Source organism: Cellvibrio sp. QJXJ (assembly GCF_024452345.1).
Classification (GTDB): Bacteria; Pseudomonadota; Gammaproteobacteria; order Pseudomonadales; family Cellvibrionaceae; genus Cellvibrio.
Genome location: NZ_CP101662.1, coordinates 3,337,107 through 3,355,102 on the forward strand (window position 1 = coordinate 3,337,107; position 17,996 = coordinate 3,355,102).

The window sequence follows — 17,996 nt, forward strand, 5'->3', positions numbered from 1 at the left end:
GAGGTAGACATGGCTGAACTAACCACCTTGGCTAGGCCTTACGCCAAAGCAGCATTTGAATACGCCATCGCTGCCAATAAATTGCAGTCATGGTTTGAAGCTCTGGAAGTTTCAGCCGCCGTTGCAGAACAGGATCAGGTTAAAAAAGCCTTGGCTGTTTCTGGTCTTTCTGCGGCGCAAAAAGCTTCCGTTTTTGTACAAGTGTGTGGTGATCACCTGGATCAGAATCAACAGAATTTCATCCACACTCTTGCGAGCAATAAACGTTTGGCACTCTTGCCGTTTGTGAAAGAGCTGTTTGCCAAAATGAAAGCCCAGCAAGAAAAAACCATCGATGTTGAGGTAACCGCAGCGTTTGAGTTGCCGGTTGACTTGATAAACAAATTGGCTCAAGCACTGAGTGCCAAATTGGATCGTAAAGTCAGTGTTCAGGGTTCGGTAGATAAGAGCCTGCTGGGTGGTGTTGTTATCCACACCGGCGACATGGTGATTGACGGTTCAGTCCGTGGGCGCTTGGCTAAACTCGCCGAAGCAATGAAATCCTAATCTTTGGGGTTGAGGAACAGAGCATGCAGCAACTGAATCCTTCTGAAATCAGTGAAATCATCAAGCAGCGTATTGCTGGTCTTGAGTTTTCAACAGAAGCTCAAAACGAAGGTACTGTCGTTTCCGTAACTGACGGTATTATTCGCATTCATGGTCTCGCCGATGTTATGTACGGTGAGATGATCGAATTTGAAGGCGGAATTTACGGGATGGCACTGAACCTGGAGCGCGACTCTGTTGGTGCAGTAATCCTCGGCGATTACCGCGGTGTGGCCGAAGGCCAGAAATGTAAGTGTACCGGTCGTATTCTGGAAGTGCCTGTTGGTCCGGAACTGCTGGGTCGCGTAGTAGACGCGCTGGGCAATCCCATCGACGGTAAAGGTCCGCTGAACACCAAAATGACTGATGCGGTTGAAAAAATTGCACCGGGCGTAATTTGGCGTAAGTCAGTTGACCAACCAGTACAAATCGGTTTGAAAGCGATCGATGCCATGGTGCCTATCGGCCGCGGCCAGCGCGAGCTGATCATCGGTGACCGTCAAATCGGTAAAACCGCCATTGCGGTTGATGCGATCATCAACCAAAAAGGTTCTGGTATTAAGTGTATTTATGTGGCGATTGGCCAAAAAGCCTCTTCGGTAGCCAGCGTAGTACGCAAGCTTGAAGAGAACGGCGCGATGGATCACACCATTGTGATTGCAGCGACTGCTTCTGACCCAGCGTCCATGCAATTCCTGGCCGCATTTGCCGGCTGTACCATGGGTGAATACTTCCGTGATCGCGGTCAAGACGCACTGATCATTTATGATGACTTGACCAAGCAAGCTTGGGCTTACCGTCAAATCTCCCTGTTGTTACGTCGTCCACCGGGCCGTGAAGCCTATCCTGGCGACGTGTTCTATCTGCACTCCCGTCTGCTCGAGCGCGCCTCTCGTGTAAGCGAAGCTTATGTTGAGAAATTCACCAAGGGTGAAGTGACAGGCAAAACCGGTTCCTTGACTGCATTGCCGATCATCGAAACTCAAGCGGGTGACGTGTCTGCATTCGTTCCAACCAACGTGATTTCTATTACCGATGGACAGATTTTCCTTGAATCGTCCATGTTCAACTCGGGCATTCGCCCGGCGATGAACGCCGGTATTTCGGTATCGCGCGTGGGTGGTGCGGCACAAACTAAAGTGGTTAAAAAGCTGTCCGGCGGTATCCGTACCGCGTTGGCACAATACCGCGAATTGGCTGCCTTCTCGCAATTTGCTTCTGATTTGGACGAAGCGACCAAATCACAATTGGAACACGGTCAACGTGTAACTGAATTGATGAAGCAAAAGCAATTTGCGCCGATGAGTGTTGGTCAAATGGCTTTGGTACTTTACGCGGCTAACGAAGGTCATCTCAAAGATATCGACGTGAGCAAGGTGCTTGATTTTGAAGCGGCACTCTTGTCGTTTGCCAGCTCGGAATACGCTGACACCATGGCGCAGATTGATGCCACCGGTGATTGGAATGGCGAGCTCGAAGGCAAATTCAAAGAGCTGATCACCAAGCTGAAAGCAAGCCGCACCTGGTAATTTGGCGGCCATAAAATCGATTCCTATCGGTTTTATGGCTCAGCGTCTTAGGCCGTTAACCTGAGTTCGAGAGTATGGCAAGCACTAAAGAAATTCGGACGCAAATTTCGAGCGTCAAAAGCACGCAGAAAATTACCAGCGCGATGGAAATGGTCGCCGCCAGTAAAATGCGTCGTGCGCAAGAGCGTATGCAGTTGGGCAAGCCTTACGCCAACCGTATTCGCGAAGTAGTCGGGCATTTGGCTAACGCTAATCCCGAATACAAACACCTGTTTATGAAAGAGCGCGAAGTCAAACGCGTGGGTTACATTCTGGTGTCCAGTGATCGTGGTCTCTGTGGTGGCTTAAACACTAACCTGTTTAAAGCAGCCATCCGTGATATGAAAGGCTGGAACGATCAGAAAATCGCTATTGATCTGTGTCTTGTCGGCGCCAAAGCGGCACAATTTTTCAGAAGTTTCGGTGGCAATGTTGTTGCTTCCACCCGTGATATCGGCGAAGCCCCGACGGTTTCCGATCTGATCGGTAGTGTGAAGGTGATGCTCGATGCTTTTGAACAAGGCAAGATCGACAAGCTGTATATGGTGAGTAACGATTTTGTGAATACCATGACCCAGTCGCCTAAAGTTCGCCAATTGTTGCCTTTGGTTGCCGAAGAAAATACCAAGTTGAAACATCACTGGGATTATATCTACGAGCCAGATGCCGAGTTCCTGTTAAAGGGTTTGTTGACTCGCTTTATCGAATCACAAGTGTATCAAGCAGTGGTTGAGAACGCCGCCTGTGAACAAGCCGCGCGTATGATTGCAATGAAAAGCGCAACCGACAACGCCGGTGAATTGATTGATAGCTTGAAACTGATTTACAACAAAGCGCGTCAAGCAGCGATTACCCAGGAACTGTCTGAAATTGTGGGTGGTGCGGCAGCGGTTCAGTAAGCTGCCCCGTCCAGACAGGCTAACGATTTTTTGTATTTAAACCTTCAGCCCCTTGAGTTTTATTAAAAGGGATCTGGAATTTCTGGAACAAAGAGGAACCGGAAATGAGTAGCGGACGTATCGTTCAGATTATCGGCGCCGTTATCGATGTGGAATTCCCACGCGATGCAGTGCCTAAAGTTTATGATGCACTGGTTATCACCGATGGCAACCTGACCCTCGAAGTGCAACAGCAATTAGGCGACGGCGTCGTGCGCACTATTGCTCTTGGTTCCTCCGAAGGTTTGCGTCGCGGTTTGGTTGTTACCAATACCAACGAACCGATCAAAGTACCCGTAGGTAAAGAAACCCTCGGTCGTATTATGGATGTTCTGGGTAATCCTATCGACGAGTGCGGCCCTATCGGCGAACAAGAGCGTATGCAAATTCACCGCGCTGCGCCCAAGTACGAAGAACTGGCTGCTTCTGAAGAGTTGCTCGAAACTGGTATCAAAGTAATCGACTTGGTGTGCCCTTTCGCCAAAGGCGGTAAGGTTGGTCTGTTCGGTGGTGCCGGTGTAGGTAAAACCGTAAACATGATGGAACTCATCAACAACATCGCAAAAGAACACAGCGGTTTGTCGGTGTTTGCCGGTGTAGGTGAGCGTACCCGTGAAGGGAACGACTTCTACCACGAGATGAAAGACTCTAACGTAGTCGACAAAGTAGCCATGGTATACGGCCAGATGAACGAGCCGCCCGGCAACCGTTTGCGCGTAGCTTTGACTGGTTTGACCATGGCGGAAAAATTCCGCGATGAAGGTAAAGACGTTCTGTTGTTCGTCGACAATATCTACCGCTACACCCTGGCCGGTACCGAAGTATCTGCACTGCTCGGCCGTATGCCGTCAGCGGTAGGTTACCAGCCAACATTGGCGGAAGAGATGGGCGTTCTGCAAGAGCGTATTACCTCTACCAAAATTGGCTCGATCACCTCTGTACAAGCAGTATACGTACCTGCGGATGACTTGACTGACCCGTCACCAGCAACCACCTTTGCGCACTTGGATTCAACGGTAGTACTGAGCCGTGATATTGCTGCAAAAGGTATTTACCCGGCGATCGACCCATTGGATTCCACTTCACGTCAGTTGGACCCAATGATCATTGGTCAGGATCACTACAACGTGGCGCGCGGTGTACAAACCGTATTGCAACGTTACAAAGAGCTGAAAGATATTATTGCGATTCTGGGTATGGATGAATTGTCAGAAGAAGACAAACAAACCGTATCCCGTGCACGTAAAATCGAGCGCTTCCTGTCACAACCTTTCCACGTAGCAGAAGTATTTACCGGTTCACCAGGCAAATACGTTCCACTGAAAGAAACCATTCGTGGTTTCAAAGGTTTGTTGGCAGGTGATTACGACCATTTGCCAGAACAAGCTTTCTACATGGTTGGTTCTATTGACGAAGCTGTAGAAAAAGCAGGCAAACTCAAGTAATCCCTCACCCCGCGCCCGGCGCGGGGTTTGTGTGCTGTTCTGTTTAAGTGCAGTTTATTCAAGTGAAGAGACACTAGTATGGCCATGACTATTCAATGCGATATCGTCAGTGCTGAGCGTGAAATTTTCTCCGGTATTGTGGAGATGGTAATTGCCACCGGTACTCTGGGTGACATAGGTATTGCCTATGGCCACGCGCCCTTGTTGACCGGTATCAATCCTGGCCCAGTGCGTCTTATTAAACAAGGCGGCGCCGAAGAAGTGTTTTTTGTATCCGGCGGCTATTTGGAGGTTCAGCCCTATCATGTAACTGTGCTGGCAGACACTGCTTTGCGCGCCGATGATATGGATGAAGCTGCCGCTCTGGAAGCACAACAATTGGCACAACATCAGCTGTCGGAACAATCCAGAGAGATTGATTTCCAACGTGCTGCCGCCCAATTGGCAGAAGCTGCTGCTCAATTGCGCACCTTGCAAGCGATCAAAAGAAAAGCAGGCAAGTAAGCAGTTGATAAGTTTTACAAAAAGGCGACTTTCGAGTCGCCTTTTTTATTAGAATCTTTCCCTCCCTACAGACTCGATTGGTTATTCACGCTAAAGGACTCCACCATGCTCGATATTCTCATTCTCGCTGCCGGTAAAGGTACCCGCATGCGCTCCGATTTGCCCAAAGTGTTGCACCCGATTGGCGGCAGAGCCTTGGTGCAACATGTGGTTGATACCGCGCGTCAGGTGGGCGGCGAGCAAATTCTGATTATCGTTGGCCACGGTGCGGAAAAAGTCGAAGAAAAAATGGCAGCGCCCGATGTGAAATTTGTCCTGCAAGCCCAGCAACTCGGCACTGGCCACGCGGTACAACAAGCACTGCCCCACCTTAGAAATGATGCAACCGTATTAATCCTCTACGGCGATGTGCCGCTGACACGCGCGGAAACCCTGCAAAAATTAATCGCCGGTGTGGACGAAACCCAAATGGGTTTGCTCACCGTGAATATGCAAGATCCAACCGGCTACGGTCGAATTGTGCGCGATAATTCCGGCGCAGTGATTGCGATTGTCGAGCACAAAGATGCGAGCGACGCGCAGAAAAAAATCGCCGAGATCAATACCGGCATCATGGCCGTCAAAGCAGTACACCTACAAAAATGGTTACCGCAATTAAAAAACAATAATGCCCAAGGCGAATTTTACCTGACCGATATTATTGCCATGGCGAAAGCCGATGGCATCGCGATCCATGTTGAACAACCCAATGCGGTTGAAGAAGTTGAAGGTATAAATAATCGTCAACAACAGGCGGCACTTGAGCGCTTTTATCAAAAACAAAAAGCCAATGAGTTGATGGTAGCGGGTGTGACTCTACTCGATCCATCGCGCATTGATATTCGCGGCAACCTAACCGCAGGCCGAGATGTGGTTATCGACGTGAATTGCGTGTTTGAAGGCGATGTTGTCTTGGGTGATGGTGTAGTCATTGAGCCTAACTGCGTGATTATCAATAGCAAAATTGGTGCGGGAACTCACATCAAAGCCTTCAGCCATATTGAAGAAGCGGTGATGGCCGCTAACTGTGATATCGGCCCTTACGCGCGTTTGCGCCCAGGCACTGATCTGGCCGATGAAGTTAAAATTGGCAATTTTGTCGAGACTAAAAAAGCCGTGATCGCCAAGGGCAGTAAAGTGAATCACCTGAGTTATATTGGCGATGCCAAAGTCGGCAGTAAGGTGAATGTGGGTGCTGGAACTATCACCTGTAATTACGACGGCGTAAATAAATTTAAAACCGAAATTGGCGACAACGCGTTTATCGGTTCCAATTCGGCATTGGTCGCACCGGTAAAAATTGGTGCGGGCGCCACTGTAGGGGCGGGTTCGATTATCACCAAAGATGTTGAAGATAGAGAACTGGCAATTGCACGCAGCAAGCAGCGCAATATTCAGGGTTGGGAACGTCCAACAAAAAAATAAATCAAAAGATGAAAAATGAAACGAGGCCAAGTGCCTCGTTTTTTATGGAATCTATCTCGTGTTTTTATGGAGAGCCGCATGCACATGAGAGTAAGTACCAAACTTTGGCTAGCATTTGTCGGCACCATAGCTCTATGTGTATTGGCGCTTTATCTGTTGCTGCATAACAGTTTGCGCCAAGGATTTTTGGATTACACCTCAAAGCAATCTGTGCAACGGTTAGAAATATTGCGCAGTGCACTTTCAAATGTTTATCGCGAAGAAGGTTCCTTTGATGCACTTGAGGCCAATCCATCGCGCTGGCTCAATTTAAAAGAAATTATTTTTGCAGAAAGCGATTCCCTGTTTGATGGCCTGCCGCCAGCGCAACGCGCTGGGGAAAATGCGCCACGCGCCTATTACCGTGAGTTTGTCAGCAGTATCAGTTTGCATGACGCGGATAAAAAACTATTGCTGGGTGTTAACAAACCCAACCAAACATTGGATTGGATTCCAGTGACCAATGCAACCCAGCTGGTTGGTTTTATCGGCTTTGTAAAACCCACTGTTGTGAGTAGGCAGCAAGACCAAAATTTTATCCAGCACCAATTTAAAATTTTCAGCATCATCAGTTTATTTGTATTGGTGATTGCGACGATTGTTGCAACCCTACTGGCGCGACGAATCAGCCAGCCGTTGACTACCCTCGCTCAAAAAGCCCATGCATTGGCGTCTGGCGATTATTCGCAAACGATTCCGGTTACTAGCCAGGATGAAATCGGCCAACTCTGCAATAGTTTTAATCAGCTCAGTGAAGCGCTGGCGGCAAACCAACAATCGCGTGCACTTTGGGTTGCCGATATTTCCCATGAAATGCGCACACCGCTCTCCGTATTGAAAGTACAAATTGAAGCCATGCAAGATGGTATTAGACCTGCCAATCATGAAAATCTGGCGTTGCTGTATGACAAGGTTTTGGGCTTGAGCAATTTGATCGATGATTTATTTGAACTGTCGTTGTCTGACGTGGGCGCACTTAGCTACAACAAAAAAACTATTTCTCTCGTACCTTTGGTCAAAACCTGCGTTCAACATTTTCAAGTGAAAGCGCAAGCGGCGGATTTAACGTTAAAAGATAATATCGATGTAACTCAGGACTACTCAATAGTCGCTGATAGCGACCGACTGCAACAGTTATTCAGCAACCTGTTGGAAAACTCCATTCGTTACACCGATGCTGGTGGTGAGATTCAAGTGGGTATCAACACAGGTGATACGCATATTGTCATAACCATTGATGACAGTCCACCGGGTGTTGCTCCCGAGCAACAGGATAAAATTTTTGAGCGACTTTTCCGTTTGGAAAACTCGCGCAGCCGTGCAACGGGTGGTGCGGGTTTGGGGTTGGCGATTTGTAAAAATATCGTCAGTGCCCACCAAGGCAAAATCACTGCGGGCACCTCGGCGTTGGGTGGATTGCAAATTTGCATCGAGTTACCCAAAGCCCAACAATAAATATTCATCGCGTTTATTAAGGATGTAAAGATGCAAACATCACCGTTGATTTGTTTGGTTGAAGATGAAGTTGATTTGGCAAAATTGATGGCTGATTATCTCAATGCCAGTAATTTCCAAACGATTGTATTTAATCGCGGCGATGAAGCGCATCGTTGGTTGCAGCAAAACGAACCGGCATTAATTTTGTTGGATTTGATGTTGCCCGGTATGGATGGTTTGGAAATTTGTAAGCATCAGCGCCAACACTCGGCGGTGCCCATTATTATGATGACCGCCAAAGTTGAAGAAATTGACCGGTTATTAGGGCTTGAATTGGGTGCGGACGATTATGTGTGCAAACCATTTAGTGCACGTGAAGTAGTAGCGCGTGTTAAAGCGGTATTGCGCCGCAGCTTTCACACGCCACAAGAATCTGCTGCAACAGCGCCAGTTGTTATTGATGAGCAGAGCATGAGCCTGCGGGTTTTCAATCAAGTGGTTGAGTTGACCAACGTGGAATTTCAATTGTTTTCCCTGCTCTATTCCCAGCCCGGCAGGATTTTTTCCCGCCAATATATCCTCGACAATATCTATCAGGACTACCGCGTGGTCGGTGATCGCACGGTAGATGGGCACATTAAAAAATTGCGCAAAAAACTCAACGATGCCAACGATCAGGTTGAGTTGATCCGCTCAGTTTATGGCGCTGGATACAAATACGAAGCACCTTAGCCGGGCAAACCAGCGCACTGTTCCCCCCCCCCCCCCCCCCCCCGCAAAAGACACAATTCATTCACAATTCACGCATTTTGCTTCCTCATTTGAGGTCTAGATTGGCATCTGTAGACCACAACCACAGAGGAACAATGTCATGAAAAAGTTAATTATCGCCGGTTTGATTGTTGGCAGTATCGCCTGTGCATCGTTTGTTGGTGCAAAAGATTGGAGCGGCGAGGCCAACTGGAATAGCAATAGCGGTTGGACATCTGGCCATCAGCGTTTTGTAGCGGAATTAAATCTGGATACTGAACGTGCCGAAAAGATGTCGGCTATCCTCGACTCATACCGCGAAATACCCAAGCTGTACTTCACCAACCAAAGCGACAAAATTCCGGAATTTCTTGCGCAAAAAGAAGCAGAATTAGCCGCGCTCTTAACGCCGGAAGAATTGGCGCAATTCAAACACTCATTTGCTGAATGGGCCAAAACTAAAAAATTCGGCTTTATGTCGTTTTCATACAGCCAACCACAATCACACCAGCAAGCTCCCACATCACCACTGCCTGAATCCTTGCGGCAGGAAATCCGCAAGACCTTTGATAATGAATTGCTGCAACTGCGCGAGCAATTGCAGCAACAAACATTAAACGCGTGATCCAATAAAGCGCTCAAGGAAAAACCGTCATAGCAATGACGACTATGACGGGATCCAGAGCTTCAACAATAATACTCGTGAGAAAAAAATGAATTTGCGCACTATTTCTACCATTACCCTATCGGTCGCCTTTGCCGTATTGCTGATTACTGGCGTACTTTTGTACGCAACACCTTACAATTATTTTGTCGGCTCACTGCATATCTGGGGCGCGGTGCTATTTCTGGTTTGCATTGTGTTGCACATTAAACACAATGCAAAAACTTACAAAAATCATATACAAAAACGTCCGGGAAAATGGTCGATGGGTTTGGCGATTGCGGGCATAGTCCCGCTGGTGATGGGGCTGATTTTTAATTTGCCGCCGGTCTCATCGGTTGCGACCTTTGGTTACAACCTGAAAAAATCTGCTGAGCCGGATAAACGCGAATACACACTCATCGATTTAAGTGCCGATACCAGTTCGCCAAAGTTGCATGTGTTTTTTAAAGCCGGCCGTGAGTATCACTCTGCACCGCAAGAGTTGTTTTTAAGTTTGACTTACACCAGCACGCCGCAAATTGTGGTGTGGATGGAAACGCTGGAAGGCAAATATATCGATACGCTGTACATCACTGGCAAAACATCTGACTCCAGTTATCGTTCTAAAGATCCGGCGATTGATGTAGTGCGCCGCCCGGAGGCCTTGCCCTACTGGAGCCATAAACGTGGCATTAAATCGGTTGACGGACTTTACACCCCTGACCAACACAATTCGGATTTGGACGGCATCGCCGCTGCAACACCGAAGGTGGATTATCAAGTCACTCTGTCGGCACCGCGTATGGGGCGCTACAAATTGATGGTTGAGGTTAATCGCACCTATGATTTTAATGACTACTACAGCAAAACCCGTTTTCCTGATGATGCAATTTATTCTGGTACGGGTTCATCGGGTCAGCCTTCGCTGATTTATGAGTCGATTATTGATTCGCAAAAACCGGGGCAGCATTTATTTAACCTTGTCGGCCACGGCCATCATTCAGGAAGGGATGGTTCGCTCTATACCGAATTGGATAATGTCACCACTGCCAAACAGATTCTGGAATTTATCGTGGCGAATGTGGAATAAGAACAATCAAATAGTGTGTGGACGACGACAAAAAACGAGGCCAAGTGCCTCGTTTTTTATGAGTCAAAACGCTGTGGATTAGATCAATTAGAGAAACGTAAAGATTTACCAAGACGCCAACAAATTGATGAATGTAACCGGTTAAGAGATTAATATCGCACCAAATCAATAATAAACACGAGCGATATATGAAAACTCCCAAAGTATTACTTACCTTTTTATTAAGTGGATTAATGACTGCCTGTGGTGGTGGTGGCGGAGGCGGTGGATCAGCCCCGGCATCCACGCCTGCCTCCTCGGTCGCACCTGCCAGCAGTGTTGCACCCTCGTCTGTTGCGGTTTCTTCCCTCCCTGCCTCATCAACCCCAATCGCCAGTTCAGTTGCGTCGAGCGCCGCCAGTTCGGTTGCCAGCGGTGCACCGGCGATTAGCGCCTTTATCGTGGTCGATCAATTCGGTTATCTGCCCGATGCGAAAAAAATCGCGGTTATTCGCGACCCACAAACTGGCTACGATGCCGCCCTCAGCTTTACCCCTGGCGCAACTTATCAATTGCTGAATCTGGATACGAACGCGGTGGTATTGAGTGGTGCCGCCGTTTCGTGGAAATCCGGTGCTACTTTTGAAGCGGCAGGCGATAAAGCCTGGTGGTTTGATTTTTCCAGCGTAACCACACCCGGTAATTACGCGGTGGTTGATGTTGAAAGAAACGTACGCTCACCCGGTTTTAAAATCGCGGCCGATATATACCAGCCGGTGCTCAAACACGCCATGCGCAGCTTCTTTTACCAGCGCGCCGGTTTTGCCAAATTGGCACCCTACGCTGAGGCGGGATGGACTGATACAGCCAGTCACATAGGTGTGGGGCAAGATAAAAACGCACGCCTGTTTAGCGACAAAAATAACGCCGCGACTGAAAAAGACTTATCCGGCGGTTGGTACGACGCGGGCGATTACAACAAGTACACCAACTGGCACGCCTATTATCTGGTCGCCCTGCTCCACGCCTACGCAGAAAACCCGACTATCTGGACGGACGATTACAACATCCCTGAATCCGGCAATGGCGTGCCCGATATTATTGACGAGATCAAATGGGGCTTCGATTGGCTCAAGAAAATGCAGAATAACGATGGCTCTGTATTGTCGATTCTCGGTCTTGCGCATGCCAGTCCGCCCTCTGCCGCCACTGGCCCCAGTTACTACGGCCCGGCGAGTACTTCTGCCACCCTCACCAGCGCCGGTGCGTTTGCATTGGGCAGTAAGATTCTGGCAACGCTGGGTAATGCTGATTTAAATACCTACGCGGCCGACCTGAAAACCCGCGCCGAAAATGCCTGGACTTGGTCGGTTGCCAACCCGAATGTTGTTTTCCGCAATAACGAGGGTGCATCGGCGGGTTTGGGGGCGGGTCAACAAGAAGTTGATGATACGGGCCGTGCGACCAAAAAACGCACGGCGGCAATCTACCTATTTGCTGCGACGGGTTCATCAACCTACCGCGACCATGTAGATGCCAATGCGACGAATGCAACCAGTTGGGTGGATGTGTGGAGTGAACCCGAGTTAACCGCCTGGCTCTATTACGCCAGTTTGCCCGATGCAACCAGTAATATCGCCAGCACCATAAAAAGCCAGTATCAAACGGCACTCAATGCCAACCATAACTGGCCAGCTGTACGTAATGCGGATGATCCCTATCGCGCCTTTATTGGCACCAGCAACTTTACTTGGGGCAGCAATCGCACTATCTCGCGCAAAGGGCTGACCTTTCATAACTTGATCGATTACAACATTAGTGGGACAGACGTTGCGGAGGTGCGCAACGCTGCGCTTGGTTATCTCAATTACATCCACGGTGTTAACCCGCAAGCGATGGTCTACCTGTCCAACATGTACAGCCTGGGTGTGCACAGCTCGGTCAACGAGTTCTACCATTCCTGGTTTACCGATGGCAGCGCACTCTGGGATCGTGTGGGAACCTCTACTTACGGCCCGGCGCCCGGTTTTCTGGTTGGCGGCCCCAACCCTTCTTATGACTGGGATGGCAACTGCACCTCAAATAGCCCGAATAGCGGTTGTGGTGCCGCCGCGCCTAATCCACCCAAAGGCCAACCGGCGATGAAAGCCTATCTGGATTTTAATACAAGCTGGCCACTCAATTCATGGCAGATAACCGAGAACCATAACGACTATCAGGTCGCTTATATCCGCTTGTTGTCCAAGTTTGTGAATTGATTAATCTCCTGTCAGTTTACGGAGGGCATACCAATGCCCTCCAACTCCCCGCATAATCACTGCCCGGTATTTTGATTCTTTACTCAGGGCTGATGTGATAGAAACCAGTGTTATCTCCCATATAGATTTTTTTATCCGCTACGCCTGTATAGGTCAGTTGCTGCTATTGATCGCGTATCTTTTTTATAAACCCTATCGCTCACAATCTACTTTTCGCGCGCAGATTATTCCGTTGATGTTGGCGTTGGGTGTTGCTGCGTATTTATTGCTGACCGCGCCTTACTCACCGCGCCCACAGGGATTTATTCGCAGCATTCTGTTGATGTTTACCCACACCATGCCGGTTTTTTTATGGTTGTATGGCAAACAATTGTTTGATGACGAATTCAATTTACAGCGCTGGCCAATTTTTGGAAAAGCAGCCTTGGTGCTGTTGGCCTGTTTTTATATTTATGTTTTCTTGATTCGTGGCGGTGGTGGCTATCTTCAAATGGCTAGCCATGTCATTGCGTTGGTGTTTATTGTGCATCTCTTGGCGAGCGTGATGCTGACCTGGCGCAATGACTTGGTGGAACAGCGGCGTGTCGCGCGCTTCTGGTTTGCGCTGCTGGTGGGATTATTTTTTCTGATGTTGGATCTGGTCGAACTCAGCAATACCCGGTTAAATCGCCACCAGATTTTTATGCTGATGAACGCATCTATTTGTTTAATTGGAACCAGTGTGACGGCTGGGCTGATATTTTTTCATGAGTTATCGATAAAACCAGAATCAGTATTCATATCAGATCCAATACCGGAGGCACCGCGCTACTCACGTTTAACCCCGCAAGAAAATGCGCTCGCTAAAAAATTGCATAGCTTTATTGAGGATGAAGGTTACTTACAACCCGATCTCACCATCAGCAAATTAGCCGAACAATTGGAATGTCCAGATCACCATTTGCGTAAATTGATCAACCAATCGCTGGGTTACACCAACTTCAACGCGTTCCTGAATCACTACCGAATCGAGGCGGCGAGCAAACGCTTGGTGGAAACGTCATTACCGGTACTCACGATTGCGCTGGATATAGGTTTCGGTTCCATCGCCTCTTTTAATCGAGCGTTTAAAGACATTGTGGGCACTACGCCGACGGTTTATCGAACTACAGCGCAACAGTCGAATTCACCTGAATAATATTGAATATTGCTGGTCAATTTTAAAATTGATCAGCTTTTTTTGATTTTGCTAAGCCAATTTCCAAATCTTTCACCAAAGTGCGTGTTTTTGATAAACACACGATGGTGAAAAACAATGCGCAATATTTCCTACAAAAAAATCAGCCTGCTCGCCGGTGCGATGGCATTTATTTGGTTTGCCGCCCCGATTTACCAATTCCTTGCCTATGAAGGCAAGGTGCCTATGTGGTTCCCAGCCGATATAGCGGCACCGGATGCTTATCCTCAAACAACGGCATTTTCTGCTCATCCGCAAGCCACCGCCGCGTTGCAATTATTGGCGCAACATCGGGAAGAAATTCACGCACCGGCAATCTCCGCCGCAGTCGCGGTGGATGGAAAAATCGTTTGGACGGGTGCAGTGGGTTGGGAAAATATCGAACAACAAATACCTGCAACCGATAGAACACAATTCCGGATTGGCAGCACGTCTAAAGCAGTGACGGCAACGCTACTCGCCAAATTGTTTCAAGATGGAAAAATCGAATTGGATAAACCCATCGCACATTACGCTCCTAATCTGCCCAATCCGCACTGGAATAAAATTACACCGCGGCAACTGGCATCCCACTCCAGCGGCTTACCGGATTATTTGGATAACTATGGCGATCTGTGGGGAATGTATTATTTATTCAAGCTCGATAAACGCTACACATCCGTACGTGAATCGCTGGAAGTGTTTGACGATAACGACCTGCTATTTACACCGGGCAGCCAATTCCACTACACCAGTTTCAACACGGTATTGCAGAGTGTGGTGCTTGAGGCTGTTGTGCAAGAGCCGTTTCTTAGCGCCATGCGTCACCATATTTTTACGCCGCTGGGCATGGATTCCACCGCCGCTGAATACGAGCTTTCGCAACCCAATTCTCTGGCGACCTTCTACTGGAATAAAGATGGCAAACACCCCGCATTTCGCGTGTGGCAAACGGTCGATTTAAGCCATAGGCTCGCGGGCGGGGGATTCATCTCCACACCTTCCGATATGGCCAAGCTGGGATCAGCCTGGCTGAATGATGACTTTATCGCACCGAAAACCCGCGAGCTTTTCTGGCAACCCCAATCATTATCAGATGGCTCAATCAATCCGCAAAAGTATGCGCTCGGTTGGCGTTGGGCAGAGTATGACGATGGCAAAGGGATCATCAAAAATGCCAATCACGGCGGTGTTTCGCGTGGTAGCCAAAGTTGGCTGATGGTAATTCCGGAGCGAAATATGGTGGTTGCCGTCATGATCAACGCCAATGTCGAAGAATTCTGGGATTTTGGGCAGGTGGGCATGCCCTTGGCACGCCTGTTCTTCTAGCGCCAAGTTGCTTTTTTAACCAAATAAACCTTGCCAATAAGTTTCGAAAGGCTACAATAACTTTCATATCGAAACTTATTGGCCAGCTAAAAATGACAAAACGTAACACCCAGCAGCGCCGTCGAGCGATTATTGACCTGCTGAATGCCAGTGGCGAGGTCAGTGTTGAAGCCTTGGCGGAGCAGTTTGCAACCTCGGAAGTCACCATTCGCAAGGATTTAGCTGCCTTGGAATCCAATGGTTTACTGTTACGTCGTTACGGTGGCGCGGTGCCGGTGCCGCAAGAATTGATGAGCGATCCAATCGAAAAAGTTTCGGTTCGTAAGCAAGCGATCGCCAAAGCCGCCGCGCAACTGATCCGCGACCACAACCGCATCATCCTCGACAGCGGCAGCTCCACCACCTCGGCGCTACTTCCGGAGTTATCCCACAAGCAGGGGCTGGTGGTAATGACCAACTCCCTCAGTATCGCCAATGCCCTGCGCGAACTGGAAAACGAACCCACCATTTTGATGACTGGCGGTACCTGGGATCCAAAATCCGAAGGTTTCCAGGGCCAACTCGCCGAGCAGATTTTGCGCTCCTACAACTTCGACCAATTTTTTATCGGCGCTGACGGTTTGGATCTGGAGCGCGGCACAACCACCTTCAATGAACTTTACAGCCTTAGCCGGGTGATGGCCGAAGTCGCGCGCGAAGTAATTGTGATGGCCGAGTCTGACAAGATCGGACGCAAAATCCACAATCTGGAATTGCCCTGGTCGGTGATAAAAGTATTGGTGACTGACGATGGTATTGACGCAAAAGACAAACAGAAAATTGAACAACAGGGTGTGCAAGTGATTTGCGCATCGGCATAAATTATTTTTACTACTACTAAAGCTTAAGGAGTTAATTATGTGTGGAATTGTCGGCGCAGTAGCGCAACGTGATGTAGTGGATATTCTGGTGGAAGGATTGCGTCGCCTTGAGTATCGCGGTTATGACTCCGCCGGTGTGGCCGTGGTAAACAGCACTGGCGAATTACAGCGCCTGCGTCGTCTGGGAAAAGTAAAAGAATTATCTGATGCGGTACACAGCAGCCCAACACCGGGCGGTACCGGTATCGCGCACACCCGCTGGGCGACACACGGCGAACCGAGTGAGCGCAACGCGCACCCACACGTTTCCAAAGAACACATCGCCGTAGTGCACAACGGCATTATTGAAAACCATGCTTCGCTGCGCAGTTTGTTGCAAGAAGAAGGTTATATTTTTACGTCTGATACCGACACCGAAGTGATCGCGCACTTGGTGCAAAAAGAATTAAAAAATTCCGAGAGTTTATTAGCAGCGGTGCAAAAAACCGTAAAACAATTACATGGCGCCTATGGCACGGTTTTGATGGACAAAAACGATGCATCGCGTTTGGTGGTTGCCCGCTCCGGCAGCCCCTTAGTAATTGGTTTAGGCATCGGTGAAAACTTTATCGCGTCCGATCAATTAGCACTCTTGCCGGTGACTCGCCGCTTTATCTTTTTGGAAGAAGGCGATGTAGCGGAAATCACCCGCACCACGATTAAGATTTTTGATAAAGACGGCCAAGCGGTGGAGCGTCAAATTCACGAATCCACCGCCAGTTACGACGCCGGCGATAAAGGCCAATACCGTCACTTTATGCTCAAGGAAATTTACGAACAGCCTAACGCAGTGATGAATACACTCGAAGGTCGTTTGAGTAATGAATCAGTAATGGATGAAACCTTTGGCAACGGCGCGGCTGAATTATTTAAAAAAGTAAAACACATTCAAATCGTCGCCTGCGGCACCAGCTATCACTCGGCGATGGTTGCACGCTATTGGTTGGAAACTTTTTCCGGTATTTCTTGTAATGTCGAAATCGCCAGCGAATTTCGCTACCGTAAATCCTTTGTACAACCTAACAGCATGGTTGTCACCATCAGCCAGTCCGGTGAAACCGCAGACACGCTTGCCGCTTTGCGCTTGGCAAAAGAACTCGGTTATTTAGGCAGCTTGAGTATTTGCAACGTGGCCGGTTCATCACTGGTACGCGAATCGGATTTAGCGTTTATGACGCGTGCCGGTGCCGAAATTGGTGTGGCATCCACTAAAGCTTTCACCACCCAATTGGTTGGCTTGGCGATGCTGGTATTGGCCATTGGCAAATACAACGGCCTCTCTTCCGAACAACAAAAAGAAATGGTCAGCGCGTTAAAAAATCTCCCTGCAAAATTGGAAGAGTCATTAGCGCTCGCACCAAAAATTGAAGCCCTTGCCGAAGAGTTTGCCGATAAACACCATGCGCTATTTTTAGGCCGCGGCGATCAATATCCTATCGCGATGGAAGGCGCGCTAAAATTAAAAGAAATTTCCTACATTCATGCCGAAGCCTACGCGGCTGGCGAATTAAAACACGGTCCATTGGCATTGATCGACGCCCATATGCCAATCATCGTGGTAGCACCCAATAACGACTTGTTGGAAAAATTAAAATCCAACGTGGAAGAAGTGCGCGCACGCGGCGGCATCTTGTATGTGTTTGCGGATGAAGATGCAAAATTTGAATCCGACGCCACCATGCGTGTCATCAACGTACCGCATATCCACCCCTGGTTAGCACCGATTCTTTATACATTGCCGCTGCAATTATTAAGTTATTACGTGGCGATTATTAAGGGAACCGATGTGGATCAGCCGAGGAATTTGGCGAAGTCGGTAACCGTAGAATAAAAATTTTGTCGGGAAGTATCCCTGTTGTCTGTTTAAAAT

General features: G+C 48.6%; 15 protein-coding genes. All 15 read left to right on the plus strand.

Annotated features, from left to right (window positions below; genetic code table 11):
• Positions 1–9 precede the first annotated feature (9 nt).
• The 15 genes from NNX04_RS14480 to glmS all read left to right on the plus strand — a co-directional run bounded on the left by NNX04_RS14480 (position 10) and on the right by glmS (position 17,957).
• Positions 10–546, plus strand: coding sequence for a F0F1 ATP synthase subunit delta (locus NNX04_RS14480; protein ID WP_007639068.1), 537 nt, complete (start codon positions 10–12; stop codon positions 544–546).
• Between the two features lie 23 nt (positions 547–569).
• Entirely contained in the window at positions 570–2,114 is a 1,545-nt protein-coding gene (gene atpA, locus NNX04_RS14485; protein WP_007639064.1) for a F0F1 ATP synthase subunit alpha, read from the plus strand.
• A gap of 74 nt (positions 2,115–2,188) precedes the next feature.
• On the plus strand, positions 2,189–3,052 hold the full coding sequence (gene atpG / locus NNX04_RS14490) for a F0F1 ATP synthase subunit gamma (RefSeq protein ID WP_007639062.1): 864 nt from the start codon (positions 2,189–2,191) through the stop codon (positions 3,050–3,052).
• 104 nt (positions 3,053–3,156) lie between these two features.
• Positions 3,157–4,536: a F0F1 ATP synthase subunit beta gene (atpD, locus tag NNX04_RS14495; RefSeq protein WP_007639060.1), complete on the plus strand. Its 1,380-nt coding sequence runs from the start codon at positions 3,157–3,159 to the stop codon at positions 4,534–4,536.
• A gap of 78 nt (positions 4,537–4,614) precedes the next feature.
• On the plus strand, positions 4,615–5,040 hold the full coding sequence (locus tag NNX04_RS14500; RefSeq protein ID WP_261946226.1) for a F0F1 ATP synthase subunit epsilon: 426 nt from the start codon (positions 4,615–4,617) through the stop codon (positions 5,038–5,040).
• Positions 5,041–5,145: 105 nt separating this feature from the next.
• Positions 5,146–6,504, plus strand: coding sequence for a bifunctional UDP-N-acetylglucosamine diphosphorylase/glucosamine-1-phosphate N-acetyltransferase GlmU (gene glmU, locus NNX04_RS14505; RefSeq protein WP_261946227.1), 1,359 nt, complete (start codon positions 5,146–5,148; stop codon positions 6,502–6,504).
• A 78-nt stretch (positions 6,505–6,582) separates the two neighbouring features.
• On the plus strand, positions 6,583–7,998 hold the full coding sequence (locus NNX04_RS14510; RefSeq protein WP_261946228.1) for an ATP-binding protein: 1,416 nt from the start codon (positions 6,583–6,585) through the stop codon (positions 7,996–7,998).
• A gap of 30 nt (positions 7,999–8,028) precedes the next feature.
• Positions 8,029–8,712, plus strand: a complete 684-nt coding sequence (locus NNX04_RS14515; protein ID WP_261946229.1) for a response regulator — start codon at positions 8,029–8,031, stop codon at positions 8,710–8,712.
• 139 nt (positions 8,713–8,851) lie between these two features.
• A complete protein-coding gene (locus NNX04_RS14520; protein WP_261946230.1) occupies positions 8,852–9,355 on the plus strand; it encodes a hypothetical protein in 504 nt (167 codons plus the stop codon).
• A gap of 88 nt (positions 9,356–9,443) precedes the next feature.
• Positions 9,444–10,466: a DUF4405 domain-containing protein gene (locus NNX04_RS14525; protein ID WP_261946231.1), complete on the plus strand. Its 1,023-nt coding sequence runs from the start codon at positions 9,444–9,446 to the stop codon at positions 10,464–10,466.
• A 188-nt stretch (positions 10,467–10,654) separates the two neighbouring features.
• Entirely contained in the window at positions 10,655–12,703 is a 2,049-nt protein-coding gene (locus tag NNX04_RS14530) for a glycoside hydrolase family 9 protein (protein WP_261946232.1), read from the plus strand.
• Between the two features lie 94 nt (positions 12,704–12,797).
• Positions 12,798–13,880, plus strand: a complete 1,083-nt coding sequence (locus NNX04_RS14535) for a helix-turn-helix domain-containing protein (protein WP_261946233.1) — start codon at positions 12,798–12,800, stop codon at positions 13,878–13,880.
• A gap of 117 nt (positions 13,881–13,997) precedes the next feature.
• Entirely contained in the window at positions 13,998–15,227 is a 1,230-nt protein-coding gene (locus NNX04_RS14540) for a serine hydrolase domain-containing protein (RefSeq protein WP_261946234.1), read from the plus strand.
• 92 nt (positions 15,228–15,319) lie between these two features.
• Positions 15,320–16,087: a DeoR/GlpR family DNA-binding transcription regulator gene (locus tag NNX04_RS14545; protein ID WP_151055277.1), complete on the plus strand. Its 768-nt coding sequence runs from the start codon at positions 15,320–15,322 to the stop codon at positions 16,085–16,087.
• A gap of 37 nt (positions 16,088–16,124) precedes the next feature.
• Positions 16,125–17,957, plus strand: coding sequence for a glutamine--fructose-6-phosphate transaminase (isomerizing) (gene glmS, locus NNX04_RS14550; RefSeq protein WP_261946235.1), 1,833 nt, complete (start codon positions 16,125–16,127; stop codon positions 17,955–17,957).
• The last annotated feature ends 39 nt before the right edge of the window (positions 17,958–17,996 follow it).